We start from the raw sequence: 17,815 nt of genomic DNA on the forward strand, positions 1-17,815 counted from the left end.
ACGGTGTCATGCAGCCTCCCGCTTGATCTGGTCAGTGAGTTCGTCGTAGGTGCGGTTGGCGTGGCGCACATACAGGCCCGTGATGACGACCGTGAAGACGATCACGAACAGGCCGATCGGCATGCCCCAGGTCATCACGCCCGCGCCCAACTTCGCGGACAGCAGCTCCTTGTTGAACGCGATCAGCAGCACGTAGCCGTAGTACACGATCAGCACGAACGCCGTCAGCGTCCAGCCGAGCCTCGAGCGCTTGCGCACCAGTTCGCCGTATGCAGCGCTCGCTTTGATTCTCTCGACAACCTTCAAATCCATCTGTGTCTCCTGTTCGCGCGCACGAACGCCTGCGTCCTGCGCGGCGCGCGGACGGGCGGCGATGCGATCGAGGCTGTTGCAACGGGAAAGCCCTGGTTCAGGGAGGGCAAGGGCCGCGCACGCGCATGCTTTTCAGGCGAGTGCTGCGTGAGTTGCGCTGGAGACTAAGGTAAAAGGATCCGCTTACCCGTTTCTTACGGCATGCGGAATATTCGGCCGGGGTTTACGCGAAGCGTTGCGCTTCGTCATGCCATGAAGGAGGGAGCACGACGCGGACCGTAGCCCGCGCCGTGAAGAATGCGTATCAGGCGGCCAGCGGTTCTGCGCGGCGTTCATAAACCAGCGCAGCGGCGGCCAGATCTTCGAGCGCGGTGCCCACCGCCTTGAACAGCGTGCGCTGCGTGTCGCCGGTGCGGCCCGGCGCTTCGCCGCGACACAGGCGTTCGAGCGTCGGCCAGTGTTCCGGGCCGCTGACGACACCCCGTTCGAGCGGCCCGAGCAGATCGCCGGACTTCTGGAACGCCTCAGCCGTATCGACGAACACGCGCGCGCCGGCGAAGCACGCGTCATCGGCTTCGCGCATGGCCGGCGTGAAGCTGCCGATCAGATCCAGATGCGAACCCGGCGCAAGCCATTCGCCTTGCACGACCGGCTGCGTCGCAAGCGTCGCGCAAGTCACGACATCGGCGCATGCCACGCTCGCGGGCAGGTCCTGCACCACGCGCGCGCCGAAGCCCAGTTCGGAAAGCCGCGCCACCAGACGCTCCGATGCCGCCGGATTCGCATCCCATACATCGACTTCGCTGATCGGCAGCACGCAGCGGTAAGCCTCCGGCACCAGACTGCCGACACGTCCCGCGCCGAGCAGCGTCATCCGCGTCGCATTCTTGCGCGCCAGGAAGCTCGCGCCCAGCGCCGAAGCGGCAGCCGTACGGCGCGACGTGATCTCGTTGCCGTCCATCTGCGCGAGCGGTGCGCCGGTGCGCGCGTCGTACAGCACATAGGTCGAATGCAGGCCCGGCAATCCAAGCGCCGCATTGCCGGGATACACGTTCACGGTCTTGATGCCGAGATAACGCCCTTCCTGCCACGCGGGCATGATGAGCACCGTGCCCGCATCGCTCTCCGTTTCGATTCGGTGGTTATGCCGCAGCGGCACCGTGCAGCCTTCGACGAACATCGCCCGCAAGGCCGCGATCAGCGCGGGGAACTCCAGTGCGCCGCCCGTCGTGGCGGCATCGAACATTTTCATGACATCACTCGCTTGTCGTTTCAACTGGACAGAGACTCAAAGACTCAGGGCATGACCGGCGCGTGATAGGTCAGCGTCGGCGCGAGCACCCACAGCATGAACACCACCAGCGGCGTATGGATCACCAGCTGCGTGAACGTGAAGCCCACCACGTCCTTCGCGCGCAGTCCGAGCACGCCGAGCAGCGGCAGCATCCAGAACGGATTGATCAGATTCGGCAGCGCCTCGGCCGCGTTATAGACCGTGACCGACCAGCCCAGATGCACCTGCAGCGCCTTGGCGGCCTCGATCACATACGGCGCCTCGATGATCCACTTGCCGCCGCCCGACGGCACGAAGAAGCCCAGCACCGCCGAGTACACGCCCATCACGGCGGGGAACGACGCCTGCGACGAAATCGCGACGAAGAAATGCGCGAGATGCTCCGAGAGCGGCAAGCCGCCCGGCGCGGCCGCCTTGGTCAGGATGAACGCGATGCCGCCATACAGCGGGAACTGGATCAGCACGCCGGCCGTCGAGGGCACCGACTTCGCCACCGCGTTCAGGAAGCGGCGCGGCCGCCAGTTGAGCAGCATGCCCAGCAGGATGAACACGAAGTTGTACGTGTTGAGGTTCGAGATCGCCAGCAGCGGGTTCCTGGTCGTGAACTCATGCCCGATCCACACGAGCCCGAGCGCCACCAGCAGCACGGTCACGACAGGGCTGTATTCGAGCCACTCACCGGGACGCGTGGGCTTCTCCATCTTGAGATCGATGTCGTCGAGCGAGACGCCCAGGTCCGCCGCCGTGCGCGCACGCTCGCCGACCGGCGCCGAGAAGCCCGCGATCAGCAGCGAGGCGATCATCAGCACCGCGACCATCAGCATCGATTGCGGCAGGAAGATGGTTTCCGAGAACGGGATCACGCCAGTGATCGCGAGGAGTGTCTTCGGCAGACTGTCCGGATTGGCCTGCAACTGCGCCGCCGCCGAACTCAGGCCGAGCGCCCAGGTCGCGCCCATGCCCAGATACGCCGCCGCGCCCGCCGCGCGGTAGTCCATGCGCATGTCGGTGCGGCGCGCGAGCGCGCGCACCAGCAGGCCGCTGAACACGAGGCTGATGGCCCAGTTGAACAGCGAGGTCGCGATGCTGATGAACGCGACGAACATCACCGCGCCGCGCGCCGTCTTCGGCAGGCGCGCGAGCGCCGCGATCATCTTCGAGGCCGGCGGCGACACCGCGACCACATAGCCGGAAATCGCAACGATGGCCATTTGCATCGTGAACGGAATCAGGCTCCAGAAGCCGTCACCGAACGCAATGCCCACGCGTTGCGCCGGCGCGCCGACGGCGAGCGCGCCGATCGCGACGACGATCACCGCGACGGCGGCGAAGATATAGGCATCCGGGAACCATGCTTCGGCCCAGCGCGTGACGTTGGCCGCCATGCGTTCCATCAGGTTGCCCGGCCCCCCTTCGGGCCGTAGCGCTTTTGTCCGTGTGACCTGTTCCATTTTTTCCCTCTCCCCTGTGCGCGCGTTGGCGTGTTTAAGCAAAATCAGTTGATGACGCCGTCATGCATCGACGACGAGGTCCGACAGCGGAATCGCCTGGCACGCGAAGCACATGTCGGGTTCGTCGGGCGCATGGCCCGACAGGTGATCGGTCGAACCGCGCGCGATCCGCACCGCGCAGCTTTCGCACTGGCCGACGCGGCAGCCGCTCGGCATCGCGACGCCCAGTCCCTCGGCGAAGGACAGCAGGCTGCCGTCCACCGGCGTCCATTGCGCGACCTTGCGCGAGCGCGTGAACTCGACAGTGAAGCGCTGCGCCGCGTCGACGCGCGGCGCGGACGGCGAGCGGAACGCTTCCTTGAAGATGTCGAACGCGGGCACGCCGCGCGCGATCAGGCCGTCGGTCAGCGCGGTCATCATCGGTTCTGGACCGCAGAAGTAGAAGCGCGCGCGGCGGCGGATCAGGTCGTCGCTCACGGCTGACGCGTCGAGATAACCCGCGCGGTCGTAGTCGCGGCCCGCCATGTCCACGCCCTCGCGCGGATGCGCATAGCAGTCGAACACATGCAGGCCGGGCCACGCCGCGCGCAACGCATCGATGCGCTCGCGGAACGCATGCGCCGCGCCGTGGCGGTTCGCATAGAAGAGCCACACCTCGGGCCGCCGGCTGACGGGTTCGAGCGCCGCCAGCGATTCGAGATACGAGACGAACGGCGTAATGCCGATGCCGCCCGCGAACATCACCACCGGCTGACGCGAGCGCAGCGGCAGCACGAAAGTGCCGCCGGGCGCGCGCAGATCGACGCGATGCCCGATCTCCAGCGCCTCGTGAATGTGCCCCGACATCGCGCCTTGCGGCTGCTGCCGCACCGAGATGGTGTAGGTGCGCCGCGCCGGTTCGCTGGCGGCGCCGACGAGCGAATAGGCGCGCGTCGTGCCGCGTGCGCCGAGCGTCGGCACGTGTACCGTCACGTGCTGGCCCGGCTGGTAGTCCGGCAGCGTGCTTTCGTCCTTCGACGTAAACGTGACCGTGCGCACGCCTTCGGCTTCGTCGTGCAGATTCGTCACGACGAATTCGCGCCAGCCTTGCCACGCGCGCCGCGTGCGGTCGAATGACGGATCGGGTTCGATGTCGCAGGCGAGCGCGCGCATCGGCATGGAGCCGCTCAGCGGATCGTGCCGCGCCGACGACACCAGATTGCTGAAGTTGCTGTTGATCTCGCCGAGCGCCGGAAAGCCCGGCATGCCGAGTTCGTCGCAGGCCTGCCACCAGCCGTATTCGGCGATCAGCACGTCGTCCGCGAGCGCTTCCTCCACACGCGCGACGAAGCGCGCCTTGCCCTGCGCCGTGCGCAGGATGACCCAGTCGTTCGACTCGACGCCCTTCTTCAGCGCCAGCGCGCGGCTCATCTCGACCACCGGATACGGCGCGCGCTTGCGCAGGCGCGTCACGCCGCGATGCTGGCTGTGACAGTAGTAGCCGTTCTTGGTCGAGGTCAGCACGTACGGATACGCGGCATCGCAAGCCGGAGCGGCCTGCGGCTCATGCACCGGCACGGGCGGATAGCCATGGCGCAGCAGCTTTTCCGAATACAGCTCGACCTTCAGCGTTTCCGTACGGAAGCCGCGCACGCCGTCGGGGGTGGTCTTCGCGTACTGCTGCTCGCGCTGTTCGAGCGGCGGGCGGATGCCTTCGGGATGCGCCCGCAGCGTGTCGACGTCGAGCCCGAGCGGCGCGAGCATGTGATTCCAGCCCGCCTCGATGCTGCCGCCAAAGAACGCGTCCTGCATACCGAGCCGCTTGGCAAGCTCGAACACGATGTCGTAATCGGCGCGGCTTTCGCCACGCGGCGCCACCATGCGCTGACGCAATTGCACGAGTTCCACCGCCCGCTCGTCGATCTCGAAGCCGATGCGCAAGCCCTCGCGTTCCCACGGCGTGTTCACCGGCAGGAAGATGTCGGCGTAGCGCGACGACGGCGTTTCATACAGATCACAATGCACATGGAAATCCAGCGCGCTCAGTGCTGCGTGTGCCCGCGCGGTGTCGGGCTGCGACACCAGCGGATTGGTGCCAAACGCGAACAGCGCGCGCACCTTGTACGGCTCGCCCTCGATCATCGCGCGATACATGTCGCGCGCCGTGACCCAGCCTTGCGCGGGCGGTCCGAGCGGGCGTTCGGCCAGGCCCAGCGCCTTCTCGCGCTGATGCGGCGACAGCAACGCATACGTGCTCACCGCATTGGCCGGCTGCTTGACGAATTCGCGGTTCGCGCCGCGCTTGTCAAAGGCGCCGGTGAGCGCGTAGAGCGTGGCGATCGCGCGTTCGGTCTGCGTCGCGTTGGCCTGCTGGCCGACGCCCGACCACGCGTGATAGGCAATCCGCCGGCCTGGCGCGAGCAGTGCGGCGGCGCGCTTCAGGTCCGCCACCGCGACGCCGGTGAGCGTTTCGACATGTTCCGGCGTGTAGGCATCGAGCGCGCGCACATAGCAGGCAAAGGCCGGTTCGCATTCGACCGATGCCGCCACATACCGTCCCGCCAAAGCGAAATCGTCGGGCGAGGTGGCGGCTTCTTCGCCCAGCGCCTCCGCACGGCCGCGCGTGCCGTTCCAGATCACATAGCGGTTCTGCTGAGCGTGCGGATCGAGATCGCGTTCGCGCAGGAACAGCCCGGTATCGCGCCGCACGAGCAGCGGCGCGTTGGTCCACGCGCGCACGAAACGCTCGTCGATGCCCTGCGTCGCGACCATCTCGCGCGCAATGCCCAGCGCCAGCGCCGCATCGGTGCCGGGACGCACGCGCAGCCAGACATCGGCTTCGCGGGCGAGCGCGGTCGGACGCGGATCGGCAACGATCAGCCGCGCACAGTTGCGGCGCGCCGCCGCGATCGCGTCCGCCTGCGCGAGCCACGTGTTCGCCGGGTTCGTGCCCCACAGCATGATGACTTCCGAGTTGCGGTAATCCGCCGTCGGCATTCCGCAGCCGAACGTGAAGATGTGCGCCACGTCCTTGTGCCAGTTGCAGATCTCCGTGGCGTAGCAGATGTTCGGGCTGCCGTACGACCAGATGAAACGCTCGACCCAGTCGATGCTGTCGCTCATCGGCGTGCCGCTCGGCGTCGTCACGCCGAACGCCACGGTTTCCGCGCCGTGCTCGCGGCGCAGCGCGTCGAGTTTCGTGGCGATCTCGTCGAGCGCCTCGTCCCAGCCGATGCGCACCCAGCCCGGATCGGCGGCGCCCTTCGGCGCGGTGCGGCGCATCGGATGCAGGACGCGGTGCGGGCTGTGGACGAGTTCAGGCGCGGACTTGCCCTTCAGGCACATGGCGTGGCCGGTCGGGTGATCGCGGTCGGGGCGCACTTCCGCGAGCATGCCGCCGCGCACGACGTTGACCGTGCCGCAACGCGAGCGGCACAGCGTGCAATAGCCCTTTTTTTCCTGAACTTCCATCTCGTCTCCGGATTTCATAGTCGCGATGCTATGAAATCAAAATGCAATGAAGAATTCATATTTCCGATTCAGCGATATAGAATTTTTAGATATTGCTCGCTTGTAAAACCCGGATCGCCCCTATGCCCCGTCAAGTCACCCTGCGCCAGATCGAATATTTCGTGTCCGTGGCCGACACCGGGCAGATCTCGCGTTCCGCGAATCTGTGCAGCGTGTCGCAGTCGTCCATGACGATCGCGTTGCAGAACCTGGAGGACACCGTGGGCGTGGCGCTGCTCGCGCGCCATGCCAAGGGCGTGCGGCTGACTGAAGCGGGCGTGCGCTTCCTGCGCCATGTGCAGCAGGCCCGGCAATCGGTGGACCACGCGGTGCTCGCCGCGCAGGAGGAACCGGGGCAGATATCGGGGATGGTGCGGATCGGCGTGACCGAGACCATTTCCGCCTACCTGTTGCCGTCGATGATGGCCACGCTCACGCGCCGGTTCCGCAATCTTCAGGTGGAGGTAATCGAGCGCGAGCGGGAAGTCGTGGAGCAGCAGTTGCTCGCCGGCGATCTCGACATGGCGTTGCTGCTCGTCTCCAACACCGCGCTGCACGACGATCTCAAGGGCGAGACCATCGTGCGCTCGCCGCGCCGCCTGTGGACGCCGCCGGATCATCCGTTGCTCGACGCACAGCGCGTCACGCTCGAAGACGTCGCGCGCGAGAACTACCTGCTGCTCGACATGGACGAGCACATCCAGACGGTTGCACGCTACTGGGGCAAGTTCGGCGTGGAGCCGCGCGTGCGCATGCAGAGCAAGTCGATCGAAGCGGTGCGCAGCCTCGTCGCGTTCGGCGAGGGCGTGACGATCCTGTCGGATCTCGTCTACCGGCCGTGGTCGCTGGAAGGCAACCGCATCAGCAAGCGCGACCTGAGCGTGCCCGTGCCGACCATGGATGTCGGCGCGGTCTGGCGTCGCAACGACCCGCCCGGACGGCAGGTGCGCACGCTGCTCGACGTCTTCAGGGCATGGAAGCGCGCGGACTGAGCGCGCCAAAGCCTGCAAATTCATGCGAACGCTATGGCGTTTTCAGCCGTCTTCGACTATTAGTAATTGGGTCACGCACACCGCGTCCGTTGATTGAATGGCGCGGGCATTCGAGGCATGACGCATCATGCGCCGCTCTCTTACAGGCATTCGACCGACAAGACCGGAGGCAGCCACGACCCATCACTTCCATCAGGCTCGCGCGCGCTGACGTTGCATGCTGGCCTGTCCAGCGCGTTCTCATCGCAAGGCGACACGGTCATGCACGCGCGCATGACCGCGAATGCGCTCGCCTCCGCCTGAAGCGGGCCGCCGTGGCGCATGTGTCGGATTGCGCCGCGCCGCTCAACTGTCGGCCGTCCCAGAAGGGGAGGCGCCTATGGCGTTCGTGTCGGAATGGATACTGGACTGCTGCCGGTTCGCCCCACGGTCGGGCACCGGGCAAGCCGTGCGGATGGCGTCGCTTGCCGCGTTCGTCCTGCTGGCGCTGGCCGCCTGCAAGAAGCCGCCTCCCGAAGCACAGAAGCCTCCGGTCGATGTGACCGTCGTCACGGTCGCCGCCCAGTCCACGCCTGTCGAGTTCGAGTTCACCGCGCAGACGCAGAGTTCGCGCGAGGTCGAGATCCGCGCGCGCGTGGACGGCTTTCTCGAGAAGCGCCTGTACACCGAAGGCGCGCTCGTCGCCGCCAACCAGATCATGTTCGTGATGGACAAGCGGCCGTTCGAGGCCGCGCTGCAAACCGCCAAGGGCGCGCTCGCGCAGCAGCAGGCGCGGCTCTACGTGACGCAGCAGAACCTGGCGCGCGTGAAACCGCTCGCCGCGATGAACGCACTGAGCAAGAAGGATCTCGACGACGCCCTCGGCAACGAAAAGCAGGCCGAGGCCGCCGTCATCTCGGCGAAAGGCGAAGTGCAGAGCGCCGAGCTCAACCTGAGCTACACGACCATCCGCTCGCCGCTCAAGGGCCTCTCCAGCTTCGCGCGCGTGCAGGAAGGGAGCTACGTGACGCCGACGCAATCCGGCCTGCTCACCTACGTCTATCAGCTGGATCCGATGTGGGTGAACTTCAGCATCTCAGAGAACGAGTTGCTGACGTATCGCGAGCAGATCCAGAAGGGCCTGCTGCGCTTTCCGCCCGAGAACAAGTTCGACGTGACGATCATCCAGGCAGACGGCTCCGTGTATCCGCAGACGGGCCGCATCGACTTCACGAATCCGGCCTTCAGCACCGACACCGGCACCTTCCTGGTTCGCGCGGTGTTCGCCAATCCGAAAGGCATTCTGCGACCCGGCCAGTTCGTCAAGGCGCGCGTGGCGGGCGCCGTGCGGCCGAATGCCATCCTGCTGCCGCAGCGCGCCGTGCTGCAGGGCGCGAAGAGTCATTTCGTCTGGGTGCTCGACGAGCAGTCGAAGCCGCGTCAGCGCGTGGTGGAAGTGGGCGAATGGCATGGCGACGACTGGTTCATCACGAGCGGCCTGCGCGCGGGCGAGCGCGTGATCGTGGATGGCGCGATCCGCGTGTCCGCCGATTCGCAACTGCACGTGACCGGCGCTGCAGCCGCTGCGGGCGCGTCCGCCGCCGGCGCAACGACCACCGCAGCCAGCGAGGCCGGCCAGTGATTTGATTGAAAGCTCGTTGCGCGGAAGAGGCCAATGAACATTTCCCATTACTGCATCGACCGCCCGATCTTCGCCTCGGTCATCTCGATCGTCATCACACTGGGCGGCGCGCTGTCCATGCTGGCGTTGCCGACCGCGCAGTATCCCGACATCACGCCGCCGCAGATCACCATCTCCGCGACCTATCCGGGCGCGAGCGCCGACGTGGTCGCGAACAACGTGGCCGCGCCGATCGAGCAGCAGGTCAACGGCGCGGACAACATGATCTACATGAGCTCGTCGAGCTCATCCACGGGCAACCTGACGATCAACGCGTACTTCCAGATCGGGACGAATCCGGAACTCGCGCAGGTGGACGTGCAGAACCGCGTGAACCTTGCGCTGCCGCAACTGCCGCAGTCGGTAACCTCGCAGGGCGTGCAGGTGCAGAAGAAGTCGCAGGCGTTCATGATGGTGATCGCGATCTATTCGCCCGACGAACGCTACGACGCCACCTACATTGCGAACTACGCGAACGTCTATGTGCTCGACGCGCTCAAGCGCATTCCCGGCGCGAACCAGTCGAGCATCTTCGGCACCCCCGACTACGCGATGCGCATCTGGCTCAAGCCCGACCGCATGGCGCAGCTCGGCATCACGGCCGCCGACGTGCAGCGCGCCGTCTCGAACCAGAACCAGCAATTCGCGGTCGGCCGGCTGGGACAGTCGCCGACCGGCGCGCCCGTCGAACAGTCGTTCGCCGTGACGACCTCCGGACGCCTCACCGAGCCTTCCGAGTTCGAGAACATCATCATCCGTGCGCAGTCGGGCGGCGCGGCCATCGTGCGGCTGCGCGACGTGGGCCGCGCCGAACTCGGGCAGAAGGACTACTCCATCCGCAGCCGCTTCCAGGGCAAGCCGGCGACGGTGCTCGCCGTGTACCAGCAGCCGGGCGCCAACGCGCTCGACGTGTCGAAGCTGGTGCGCGCGCAGCTCGCCGAGATGAAGAAGACCTTCCCGGAAGGCATCGACTACCAGATCGCGATGGACACCACGGAGTTCACGCGCGCGTCCATCACCGACGTGGTGCATACCTTCTTCGAGGCGGTCGTGCTGGTGGTGATCGTCGTGTTCGTGTTCCTGCAAAGCCTGCGCGCGACGCTCATTCCGGTGCTGGCGGTACCGGTGTCGATTGTCGGCACCTTCATGGGCATGGCGGCGCTGGGCTTCTCGATCAACATGCTCACCTTGTTCGGCATGGTGCTCGCCATCGGCATCGTGGTGGACGACGCGATCGTCGTGATCGAGAACGTCGAGCGCAACATGACGGTGTTCAAGCTCGATCCGAAGACCGCCGCCAAGAAGGCCATGGACGAAGTGGCGGGACCGGTGGTCGCCATCGTGCTCGTGCTGTGCGCGGTGTTCGTGCCGGTGGCTTTCCTCGCCGGCATCACCGGGCAGATGTACAAGCAGTTCGCCATCACCATCGCGATCTCGGTGGTGATCTCGGGGCTCGTGGCGCTGACCTTGTCGCCGGCGCTCGCCGCGCTGCTGCTCAAGCCCGGGCATCACGAGAAGAAAGGCTTCTTCCGCTGGTTCGACCGTCAGTTCGAACGCATGACGCACGGCTATACGCGCGCCGTGCAGCTCGTGATCCGGCGCTTCGTGATCGGGCTGTGCATCTTCGCGGGCGTGATCGCGCTTGCCGTCGTGATGATGCGCGACATTCCCACCGCCTTCCTGCCGCCCGAGGACCAGGGTTATCTGCTGGGCGCGGTCATCATGCCGGACGCGGCCTCGCTCGACCGCACCGGCGCGGTGTCCGAGCGCGTCACCGACTACTTCATGAAGCAGCCGGCGGTGGGCAGCATTACAACGGTCGATGGCTTCAGCATTCTCGACAGCCAGAACAAGAATAATTCGTCGACCTTCTTCGTCGGCCTCAAGAGCTTCGACGATCGCTATACATCGGCCAATATCCGCACCGAGAATGCACGCGCCGTGCTGATCGACGCTTACAAGCATCTCTCGCAGATTCGCGAGGGGATCGTCGTGCCGCTGAATCCGCCGTCGATACCTGGTCTCGGCACGACCGGCGGCACCGAAATGTGGATCCAGAGCAAGGGCGATGCGCCCATCGCGCAGTTCGCGGCGCTGGTGCAGGACTTCGTCGAGCGGGCGAAGCAGCGGCCCGAACTGACGGGCGTGACGTCCACGTTCAACGCATCGTCGCAGCAGTTGCTCGCGGACGTGGACCGCGACAAGGCCGAGACGCTCGGCGTGCCGGTGGAGGACGTCTACAGCGCGATGCAGACCATGTTCGGCTCGCTCTATGTGTCGCAGTTCAACCGTTCCAGCCGGCTGTGGCAGGTGATCCTGCAGGCGGAGCCGTCGTATCGCATCAAGCCCGACGATCTCACGCAGATCTTCGTGAAGAGCAAGAACGGCAACATGGTGCCGCTCAAGGCCGTGGTCAACACGCGCTATGTCACCGGCCCCGATCTCATCACGCGCTTCAACAACTTCCCGGCGGTGAAGATCACGGCGAACGCCGCGCCGGGTTATGCATCGGGTCAGGTGATCCAGGCGCTCGAAGCGGTCGCGGCGACGCTGCCCACGGATTACGGCATCGCATGGAGCGGCGAGGCGTATGAAGCGAAGCAGTCGGGCAGCAGTTCGGCGCTGGTGTTCGTGTTCGGTCTCGTGATGGTCTTCCTGATCCTCGCGGCGCAATACGAGAAGTGGAGTCTGCCGATCGGCGTGCTGATGGCGGTGCCGTTCGCGATCTTCGGCGCGCTGCTCGCGATCCTGCTGCGCGGCCTCAACAACGACGTGTACTTCCAGATCGGCCTGACGATGCTGGTTGCGCTCGCGGCGAAGAACGCCATTCTCATCTTCGAGTTCGCCGTGCTGAACCGCGAGGCGGGCGAGTCCGTGTTCGACGCCACCATGGTCGCCGCCGAAGAACGCCTGCGCCCGATCGTGATGACGTCGCTCGCGTTCATTCTCGGCTGCGTGCCGCTCGCCATCGCGACCGGCGCGTCGGCGAACAGCCGGCATTCCATCGGCACGGGCGTGATTGGCGGCATGCTCGGCGCCACGGTGATCGCCGTGTTCTTCATCCCGATGTTCTTCTTCGTGCTCGAAACGCTGTCGGAACGCTCGGAGAAGAAAAAGAAGAAGGACAGTGTGCCGCCCAAGGAACAGGGAGACTGACATGCGCCGGTTTCCCATCGCCCTGTCGGTTCTCGTCGTGACGCTGCTGCTCGGCGGCTGTCTGCTCGGGCCGGACTATTCGCGTCAGCCGGTGGAAACGCCCGCCAACTGGCGCTTCTCCTCGGGCGAAGCCGCCGACACCGCCAACACCGAATGGTGGAAGCAGTTCGAGGATCCCGTGCTCGATGAACTGATCGACACCGCGCTGGCGAACAACAAGGACGTGAAGATCGCGGCGGCGCGCATCGATCAGTTCATGGGCCAGTTCGTGACCACGCGCGCGGCATTGTTCCCGCAGGTCTCGGCGGGCGCGACGGCGGCGCGCCAGCGCGCTTCGCAGGCGGGTCCGCAGCCTCTGGCCGGCTTCGGGCCGGTCTACAACAGCTACGAGGTGTCGGTGTCCGCCGCCTGGGAACTCGACGTGTTCGGGCGCAACCGGCGGCTGACCGAGTCGGCGCGCGCGAACCTGCTGTCGAGCGTCGAAGGGCGGCGGGCAACGATCCTCTCGCTGGTGGCGTCGGTGGCTTCGTCGTATCTGAACCTGCGCAGCCTCGACAAGCAGCTTGAGATCGCCAAAGCCACGACCGACAGTCGCGCCGAATCCGTGCATGTCTTCACGCTGCGCTTCGAGGGCGGCGAAGTCTCGCAGATGGAACTCGCGCAAAGCCAGTCCGAATACGAAGCCTCGCTCGCGACGATTCCGCAGATCGAAACCTCCATCGCGCAGCAGGAGGACGCGTTGTCCGTTCTGCTCGGCGACAATCCCGGCCCGATCCTGCGCGGCCGCACGCTCGGCGAGATGCAGACGCCGGTGATTCCGGCCGGCCTGCCGTCCGATCTGCTGGAGCGCCGGCCCGATCTGCTTCAGGCCGAACAGGATCTGATCGCGGCCAATGCGCTGATCGGCGCGGCGCGCGCGCTCTACTTTCCGCAGATCTCGCTGACCGGCCTGCTCGGCACGGCGAGCGGGCAGTTCTCGTCGCTGTTCACGGGGCCGTCGCGGGTCTGGTCGTTCGCGGGGCAGATCACGCAGCCCATCTTCACGGCGGGCAACATCTCGGGACAGGTGCAATTGGCCGAAGCGCAGCAACGCGCCGCGCTGCTGACCTATCAGAAGGCGATCCAGGTTGCGTTCCAGGAAGTCGACGACGCGCTCATCGCCTCGACCAAGCTGCACGAGCAGCTTGAGATACAGGGCCGTCAGGTCACGGCGCTGTCCACCTATTCGCGTCTGGCGCGGGCGCGCTATGAAGGCGGCTACACGAGCTATATCGAAGTGCTCGATGCCGAACGCAGCCTCTTCAACGCCCAGCTCTCGCTGACGCAGACGCAGGCGGCCGCGCTCGTCTCATTCGTCACGCTGTACAAAGTGATGGGCGGCGGCTGGGTCGTCGCCGCCGACAAGCTCACGACGCAGCAAGGCGCCGCGCCGTCCGCGTCATCCACTCCGCAGACGGTGCAATGAACACGCCCGCTCCCGGCCGCGCGCTGATCGCCTGCCCCGAGTGCGATCTGCTCCAGCATGAACACGCGGTGCCGCGGGGCGGCACGCTGCGCTGCTGCCGCTGCCGCGCCGTGCTGTACCGCAGGCGCGCGCCGGGCTTCGAGCGCGCTCTCGCCTTCGCACTCGCGGCCTGCGTGCTGTGGCTCATCTCGAACGCATGTCCGATCGTGGGCCTGTCGGTGAACGGCGATCTCGTGGAGACGACGCTCTTCGGCGCCGTGCGCGTGCTCTATCGCGACGGCATGTGGCCGCTCGCCGCGCTGATCTTCTTCACGACGATCCTGATGCCCGCGTTGCAGGCCATCGGCATGGTGTGGCTGGTGTTGCCGCTGTTTCTCGGGCGCGTGCCATGGCACGCGGATACGGTGTTCCGCCTGCTGCGCGTCGCGCGCGAATGGGGCATGACCGAAGTGCTGATGCTCGGCCTGCTGGTCGCGCTGGTGAAGCTCGCCCATATCGCGTCGGTGGTGACGGGGCCCGCGCTGTGGTCGCTGGCGGCGCTGATGGCCTTGCTGGTCGCGGCGGCCTCGGCCTGTGACGAACGCGCCATGTGGATGCGCATCGACGGCGCGCCGCCCGGTCTGCCCGCCGGCACGCCGCTGCGTGGACCCATCGCGGCGGCGAGCGGCATCTGCGTCTGTCACGATTGCGGCCTCTCTACCGCTGGTACGCGCAGGCACGAAAGGCTCGTCTGCCCGCGCTGCGGCGCGCATCTGCATCTGCGCAAGCCCGGCAGCCTGTCGCGCACCTGGGCGTTCCTGAGCGCGGCGGCCCTGCTCTACATCCCCGCCAACCTGCTGCCGGTGATGAACACCAGCTCACTGTTCGGCGCGGAAAAAGACACGATCATGAGCGGCGTCGCGTATCTGTGGCAATCGGGCTCGTGGCCGCTTGCCATCGTCGTGTTCATCGCGAGCGTCGCGGTGCCGATGCTCAAGATCCTCGCCATCGGCTATCTCGCCGCCAGCGTCAATCTGCGTTCGACGCAGCGCAGCCCGCTGCGGGCGCGCATCTACCGGATCGTCGAGTTCGTCGGGCGCTGGTCGATGCTCGATATCTATGTGATCGCCGTGCTGGTCGCGCTCGTGCAGTTCAGCGCGCTCGCCACCATTGCGGCAGGGCCCGCCGCGATTGCGTTCGGCGCCGTGGTCGTGCTGACGATGTTCGCCGCCATGTCGTTCGATCCGCGCCTGATCTGGGACCCGCCGCCGGACGCGCACCCGGAGGCATCGCGATGAACACGCCGAACGACATGCCCGACGCCGAAGTCGTGCCAAGGAAGCGCTGGCGCATTCCATGGGTGTGGGTGGTGCCGGCGGTCGCGCTGTTGATCGGCGCGTGGCTGGCGGCGCAGGCCGTGCTCGAGAAAGGTCCGACCGTCACCATCACCTTCAAGAGCGGCGAAGGACTCGAAGCAGGCAAGACCAAGATCAAGTTCAAGGACGTGGACATCGGCCAGGTGAAGACCGTCACGCTCTCGAAGGACTACACGCACGTGGTCGCAACGGCCGATCTCACGCGCGACGCCGCCAACATGCTCGTCGACGACACGCGCTTCTGGGTCGTGCGGCCGCGCGTGGCGGGCGGCTCGGTATCGGGCATCGGCACCTTGCTGTCGGGTGCGTATATCGGCATGGATATTGGCAGGACCAAGCGCGACCGGCGTGATTACGTGGGACTGGAAACGCCGCCCGTGTTCGCGAGCGACGTACCGGGCCGTCAGTTCGTCCTGAAGGCCAGCGATCTCGGATCCGTGGATGTCGGCACGCCGGTGTTCTTCCGTCGTCTGCAAGTGGGACAGGTGACGTCGTTCGAACTCGACCGCGACGGCAGCGGCGTCACGCTGCATGTGTTCGTCAACGCGCCCTACGACCGCTATGTCAACGCCGATTCGCGCTTCTGGCAGGCGGGCGGCATCGACGTCACGCTCGGCACCGACGGCCTCAAGGTCAACACGCAGTCGCTCGTGTCGATCCTGATTGGCGGCCTCGCGTTCGAAACGCCAGCGGTCTCGCTCAGCTGGGCCGAAGCGCCCGCCGATACCGTCTTCCATCTCTTCGGCACGCGCGCCGATGCGCTGCGCGTGCAGGAACGCATCGTCGAAACGTATGTGTTCAACTTCCAGGGCTCGGTGCGCGGGCTGGCCGTGGGCGCGCCCGTGGAGTTTCGCGGCATTCAGATCGGCGAGGTGTCGGCCATCTATACGCGCTTCGACCCAGCGACGAAGCAGATCAGCATACCGGTCGAAGTGAAGCTGTATCCGGAACGCTTCACGTCGCGCTTCGCGAATGCGCCCCCGAAAAGCGGCCGCATGGTCAGCGACCCGAAGGCGCTCGCGGACTTTCTCGTCGAACGCGGGCTGCGCGGGCAGTTGCGCACGGGCAGTCTGCTGACGGGGCAGTTGTATGTAGCGATGGACTTCTTCCCCGCCGCGAAACAGGCGAGCGTCGACTGGAGCCGCACGCCGCCGGAACTGCCGACGACGCCGAGCGGCCTCGATTCATTGCAGGACTCGATCAACCGCATCATGACGCGCATCGACAAGCTGCCGATCGAGCAACTGACCGCGAGCGCACAGAAGACACTCAACGCGACGAGCCTGCTGATGCAGGGCCTCAATACCGATGTGCTGCCACAAGCCGCCGCGACGCTCAATGCCGCCCGCAGCGCGCTCGATGCCGCGCACGCGACGCTCAGCCCGGATTCCGGCTTGCAGCAGGACACGGCGGAAGCGGTCCGCGAACTGACACGCACGGCGGCATCGTTCCGCAATCTCGCCGATTATCTTCAGCAGCATCCTGAAGCGCTGCTGCGCGGCAAGCCGGAGGAGAAACCATGACGCCGCGTGTGATCGTGCTGCTGGTCGTCGCGACGATCTGCGCGGGCTGTGCTTCGCCACGCGCAAGCTTCTATCGATTGAGTCCGGATGCGGCTTCGGACACCGCAGGCGCAAGTGCGATCCAGCAGGCGGTGATTGTCGGGCCGGTGACGGTGCCCGAACTCGTCGACCGGCCGCAGATCGTCACGCGCAGCACGAACAACGAAATCTCGATCAACGAATATGCGCGCTGGGGCGAACCGCTGAAGAGCGGCATCGCGGATGCCATTGCCGGCAATCTCGGCCTGATGCTCGGCTCGGACCGTGTCGCGGTGGCGTCGCGCGCCCCGGCCGATGCGCGGGCGTGGCGCGTGCGCGTCGATATCCAGCAGTTCGAGTCCGTGCCTGGCGAGGCAGTCGTGATCGACGCGCGCTGGTCCGTGCGGCGCGACAACGACAGCGGCGCTGTCACCGACGCCAGTGGCCGGTCCTTCGTGCGCGAACCGGTGAACGGCGGCGACACCGACGCGCTGATCGCCGCGCATGACCGTGCGCTCGCCCGCGTGAGTCGCGACATTGCGACGGCCATCCGCAGCGGTCACTGAATGGTGTAGCCGCGTCCCTGCATGCACGCCGACCACGCGCGATAGTACGTCGACATCGCGCCCTGGCTTTGCGACTGGGCGTTCGCCTGCTCCGCGCGCTTCGCCTGCCGCGCACGCGCGCCGCCCGCCATCGTGCCCGCGACTGCGCCGGCGGCGGCGCCCTTGCCCGCATCGCCCGCGATGGCGCCAATGGCCGCGCCGCCCGCCGCCCCGCGCGCCGCACCGCCCAGACGCTGGCCGCCATGCCCGGCTTGCGCGCTCTGCGAGCTTTGCGCGCCAGTCGTGGCGGGATTGGCGGGATCCACGCCCGTGTTGCTCTTCGCCCAGCTATAGCAGGCGCCGTCGTCACTCTGCTGTTGCTGCGCGCTCTGCCCTTTGGCGGGATAGGCAATCGGCTTGCTTTGCGCGATGACATCGAGCGCGATCATGGCCAGCACGATCGCGCAGCACGTCCGTACGTTCCTTGCTCTCATGGCGACTCCTTGCGTGAGTGGCGGAGGCCCGATGGTCTGTCACGGTCGTGCGCGCCTGTGT

At 66.4% G+C, this 17,815-nt stretch carries 12 protein-coding genes; 7 read left to right on the forward strand and 5 right to left on the reverse strand.

The window, feature by feature from the left end; all coding sequences use genetic code 11:
• Positions 1-6: 6 nt before the first annotated feature.
• From QCE62_RS25880 to QCE62_RS25895, 4 genes are all read right to left on the reverse strand, one after another.
• On the reverse strand, positions 7-312 hold the full coding sequence (locus QCE62_RS25880) for a DUF485 domain-containing protein (protein WP_309924770.1): 306 nt from the start codon (positions 310-312) through the stop codon (positions 7-9).
• A 304-nt stretch (positions 313-616) separates the two neighbouring features.
• Positions 617-1,564, reverse strand: a complete 948-nt coding sequence (locus tag QCE62_RS25885; RefSeq protein ID WP_309924774.1) for an ornithine cyclodeaminase family protein — start codon at positions 1,562-1,564, stop codon at positions 617-619.
• 44 nt (positions 1,565-1,608) lie between these two features.
• Positions 1,609-3,057, reverse strand: a complete 1,449-nt coding sequence (locus QCE62_RS25890; protein WP_309924778.1) for a TIGR00366 family protein — start codon at positions 3,055-3,057, stop codon at positions 1,609-1,611.
• 60 nt (positions 3,058-3,117) lie between these two features.
• Positions 3,118-6,507: a molybdopterin-dependent oxidoreductase gene (locus QCE62_RS25895; RefSeq protein ID WP_309924786.1), complete on the reverse strand. Its 3,390-nt coding sequence runs from the start codon at positions 6,505-6,507 to the stop codon at positions 3,118-3,120.
• A gap of 122 nt (positions 6,508-6,629) precedes the next feature.
• On the opposite strand from QCE62_RS25895, the gene QCE62_RS25900 reads away from it, so the two are divergent.
• From QCE62_RS25900 to QCE62_RS25930, 7 genes are all read left to right on the forward strand, one after another.
• On the forward strand, positions 6,630-7,538 hold the full coding sequence (locus QCE62_RS25900; RefSeq protein WP_309924792.1) for a LysR family transcriptional regulator: 909 nt from the start codon (positions 6,630-6,632) through the stop codon (positions 7,536-7,538).
• Positions 7,539-7,917: 379 nt separating this feature from the next.
• A complete protein-coding gene (locus QCE62_RS25905) occupies positions 7,918-9,159 on the forward strand; it encodes an efflux RND transporter periplasmic adaptor subunit (RefSeq protein WP_309924795.1) in 1,242 nt (413 codons plus the stop codon).
• Between the two features lie 33 nt (positions 9,160-9,192).
• Positions 9,193-12,354: a multidrug efflux RND transporter permease subunit gene (locus QCE62_RS25910; RefSeq protein ID WP_309924796.1), complete on the forward strand. Its 3,162-nt coding sequence runs from the start codon at positions 9,193-9,195 to the stop codon at positions 12,352-12,354.
• A gap of 1 nt (position 12,355) precedes the next feature.
• A complete protein-coding gene (locus QCE62_RS25915; RefSeq protein ID WP_309924797.1) occupies positions 12,356-13,819 on the forward strand; it encodes an efflux transporter outer membrane subunit in 1,464 nt (487 codons plus the stop codon).
• Positions 13,816-15,096 (forward strand): paraquat-inducible protein A, encoded by a 1,281-nt coding sequence (locus QCE62_RS25920; protein ID WP_309924798.1) that lies wholly within the window; start codon positions 13,816-13,818, stop codon positions 15,094-15,096. Before QCE62_RS25915 ends, QCE62_RS25920 begins: the two co-directional genes overlap by 4 nt.
• On the forward strand, positions 15,093-16,697 hold the full coding sequence (locus QCE62_RS25925) for an MlaD family protein (protein WP_309924799.1): 1,605 nt from the start codon (positions 15,093-15,095) through the stop codon (positions 16,695-16,697). The genes QCE62_RS25920 and QCE62_RS25925 overlap by 4 nt, the downstream gene beginning before the upstream one ends.
• Positions 16,694-17,281, forward strand: coding sequence for a PqiC family protein (locus tag QCE62_RS25930; RefSeq protein WP_309924800.1), 588 nt, complete (start codon positions 16,694-16,696; stop codon positions 17,279-17,281). The genes QCE62_RS25925 and QCE62_RS25930 overlap by 4 nt, the downstream gene beginning before the upstream one ends.
• Here the strand turns inward: QCE62_RS25930 and QCE62_RS25935 are convergent.
• Positions 17,275-17,754, reverse strand: a complete 480-nt coding sequence (locus QCE62_RS25935) for a hypothetical protein (RefSeq protein ID WP_309817462.1) — start codon at positions 17,752-17,754, stop codon at positions 17,275-17,277. The two genes, QCE62_RS25930 and QCE62_RS25935, sit on opposite strands and share 7 nt — an antisense overlap.
• Positions 17,755-17,815: the final 61 nt, after the last annotated feature.

It is taken from the genome of Caballeronia sp. LZ033, assembly GCF_031451265.1.
Taxonomy (GTDB): Bacteria; Pseudomonadota; Gammaproteobacteria; order Burkholderiales; family Burkholderiaceae; genus Caballeronia.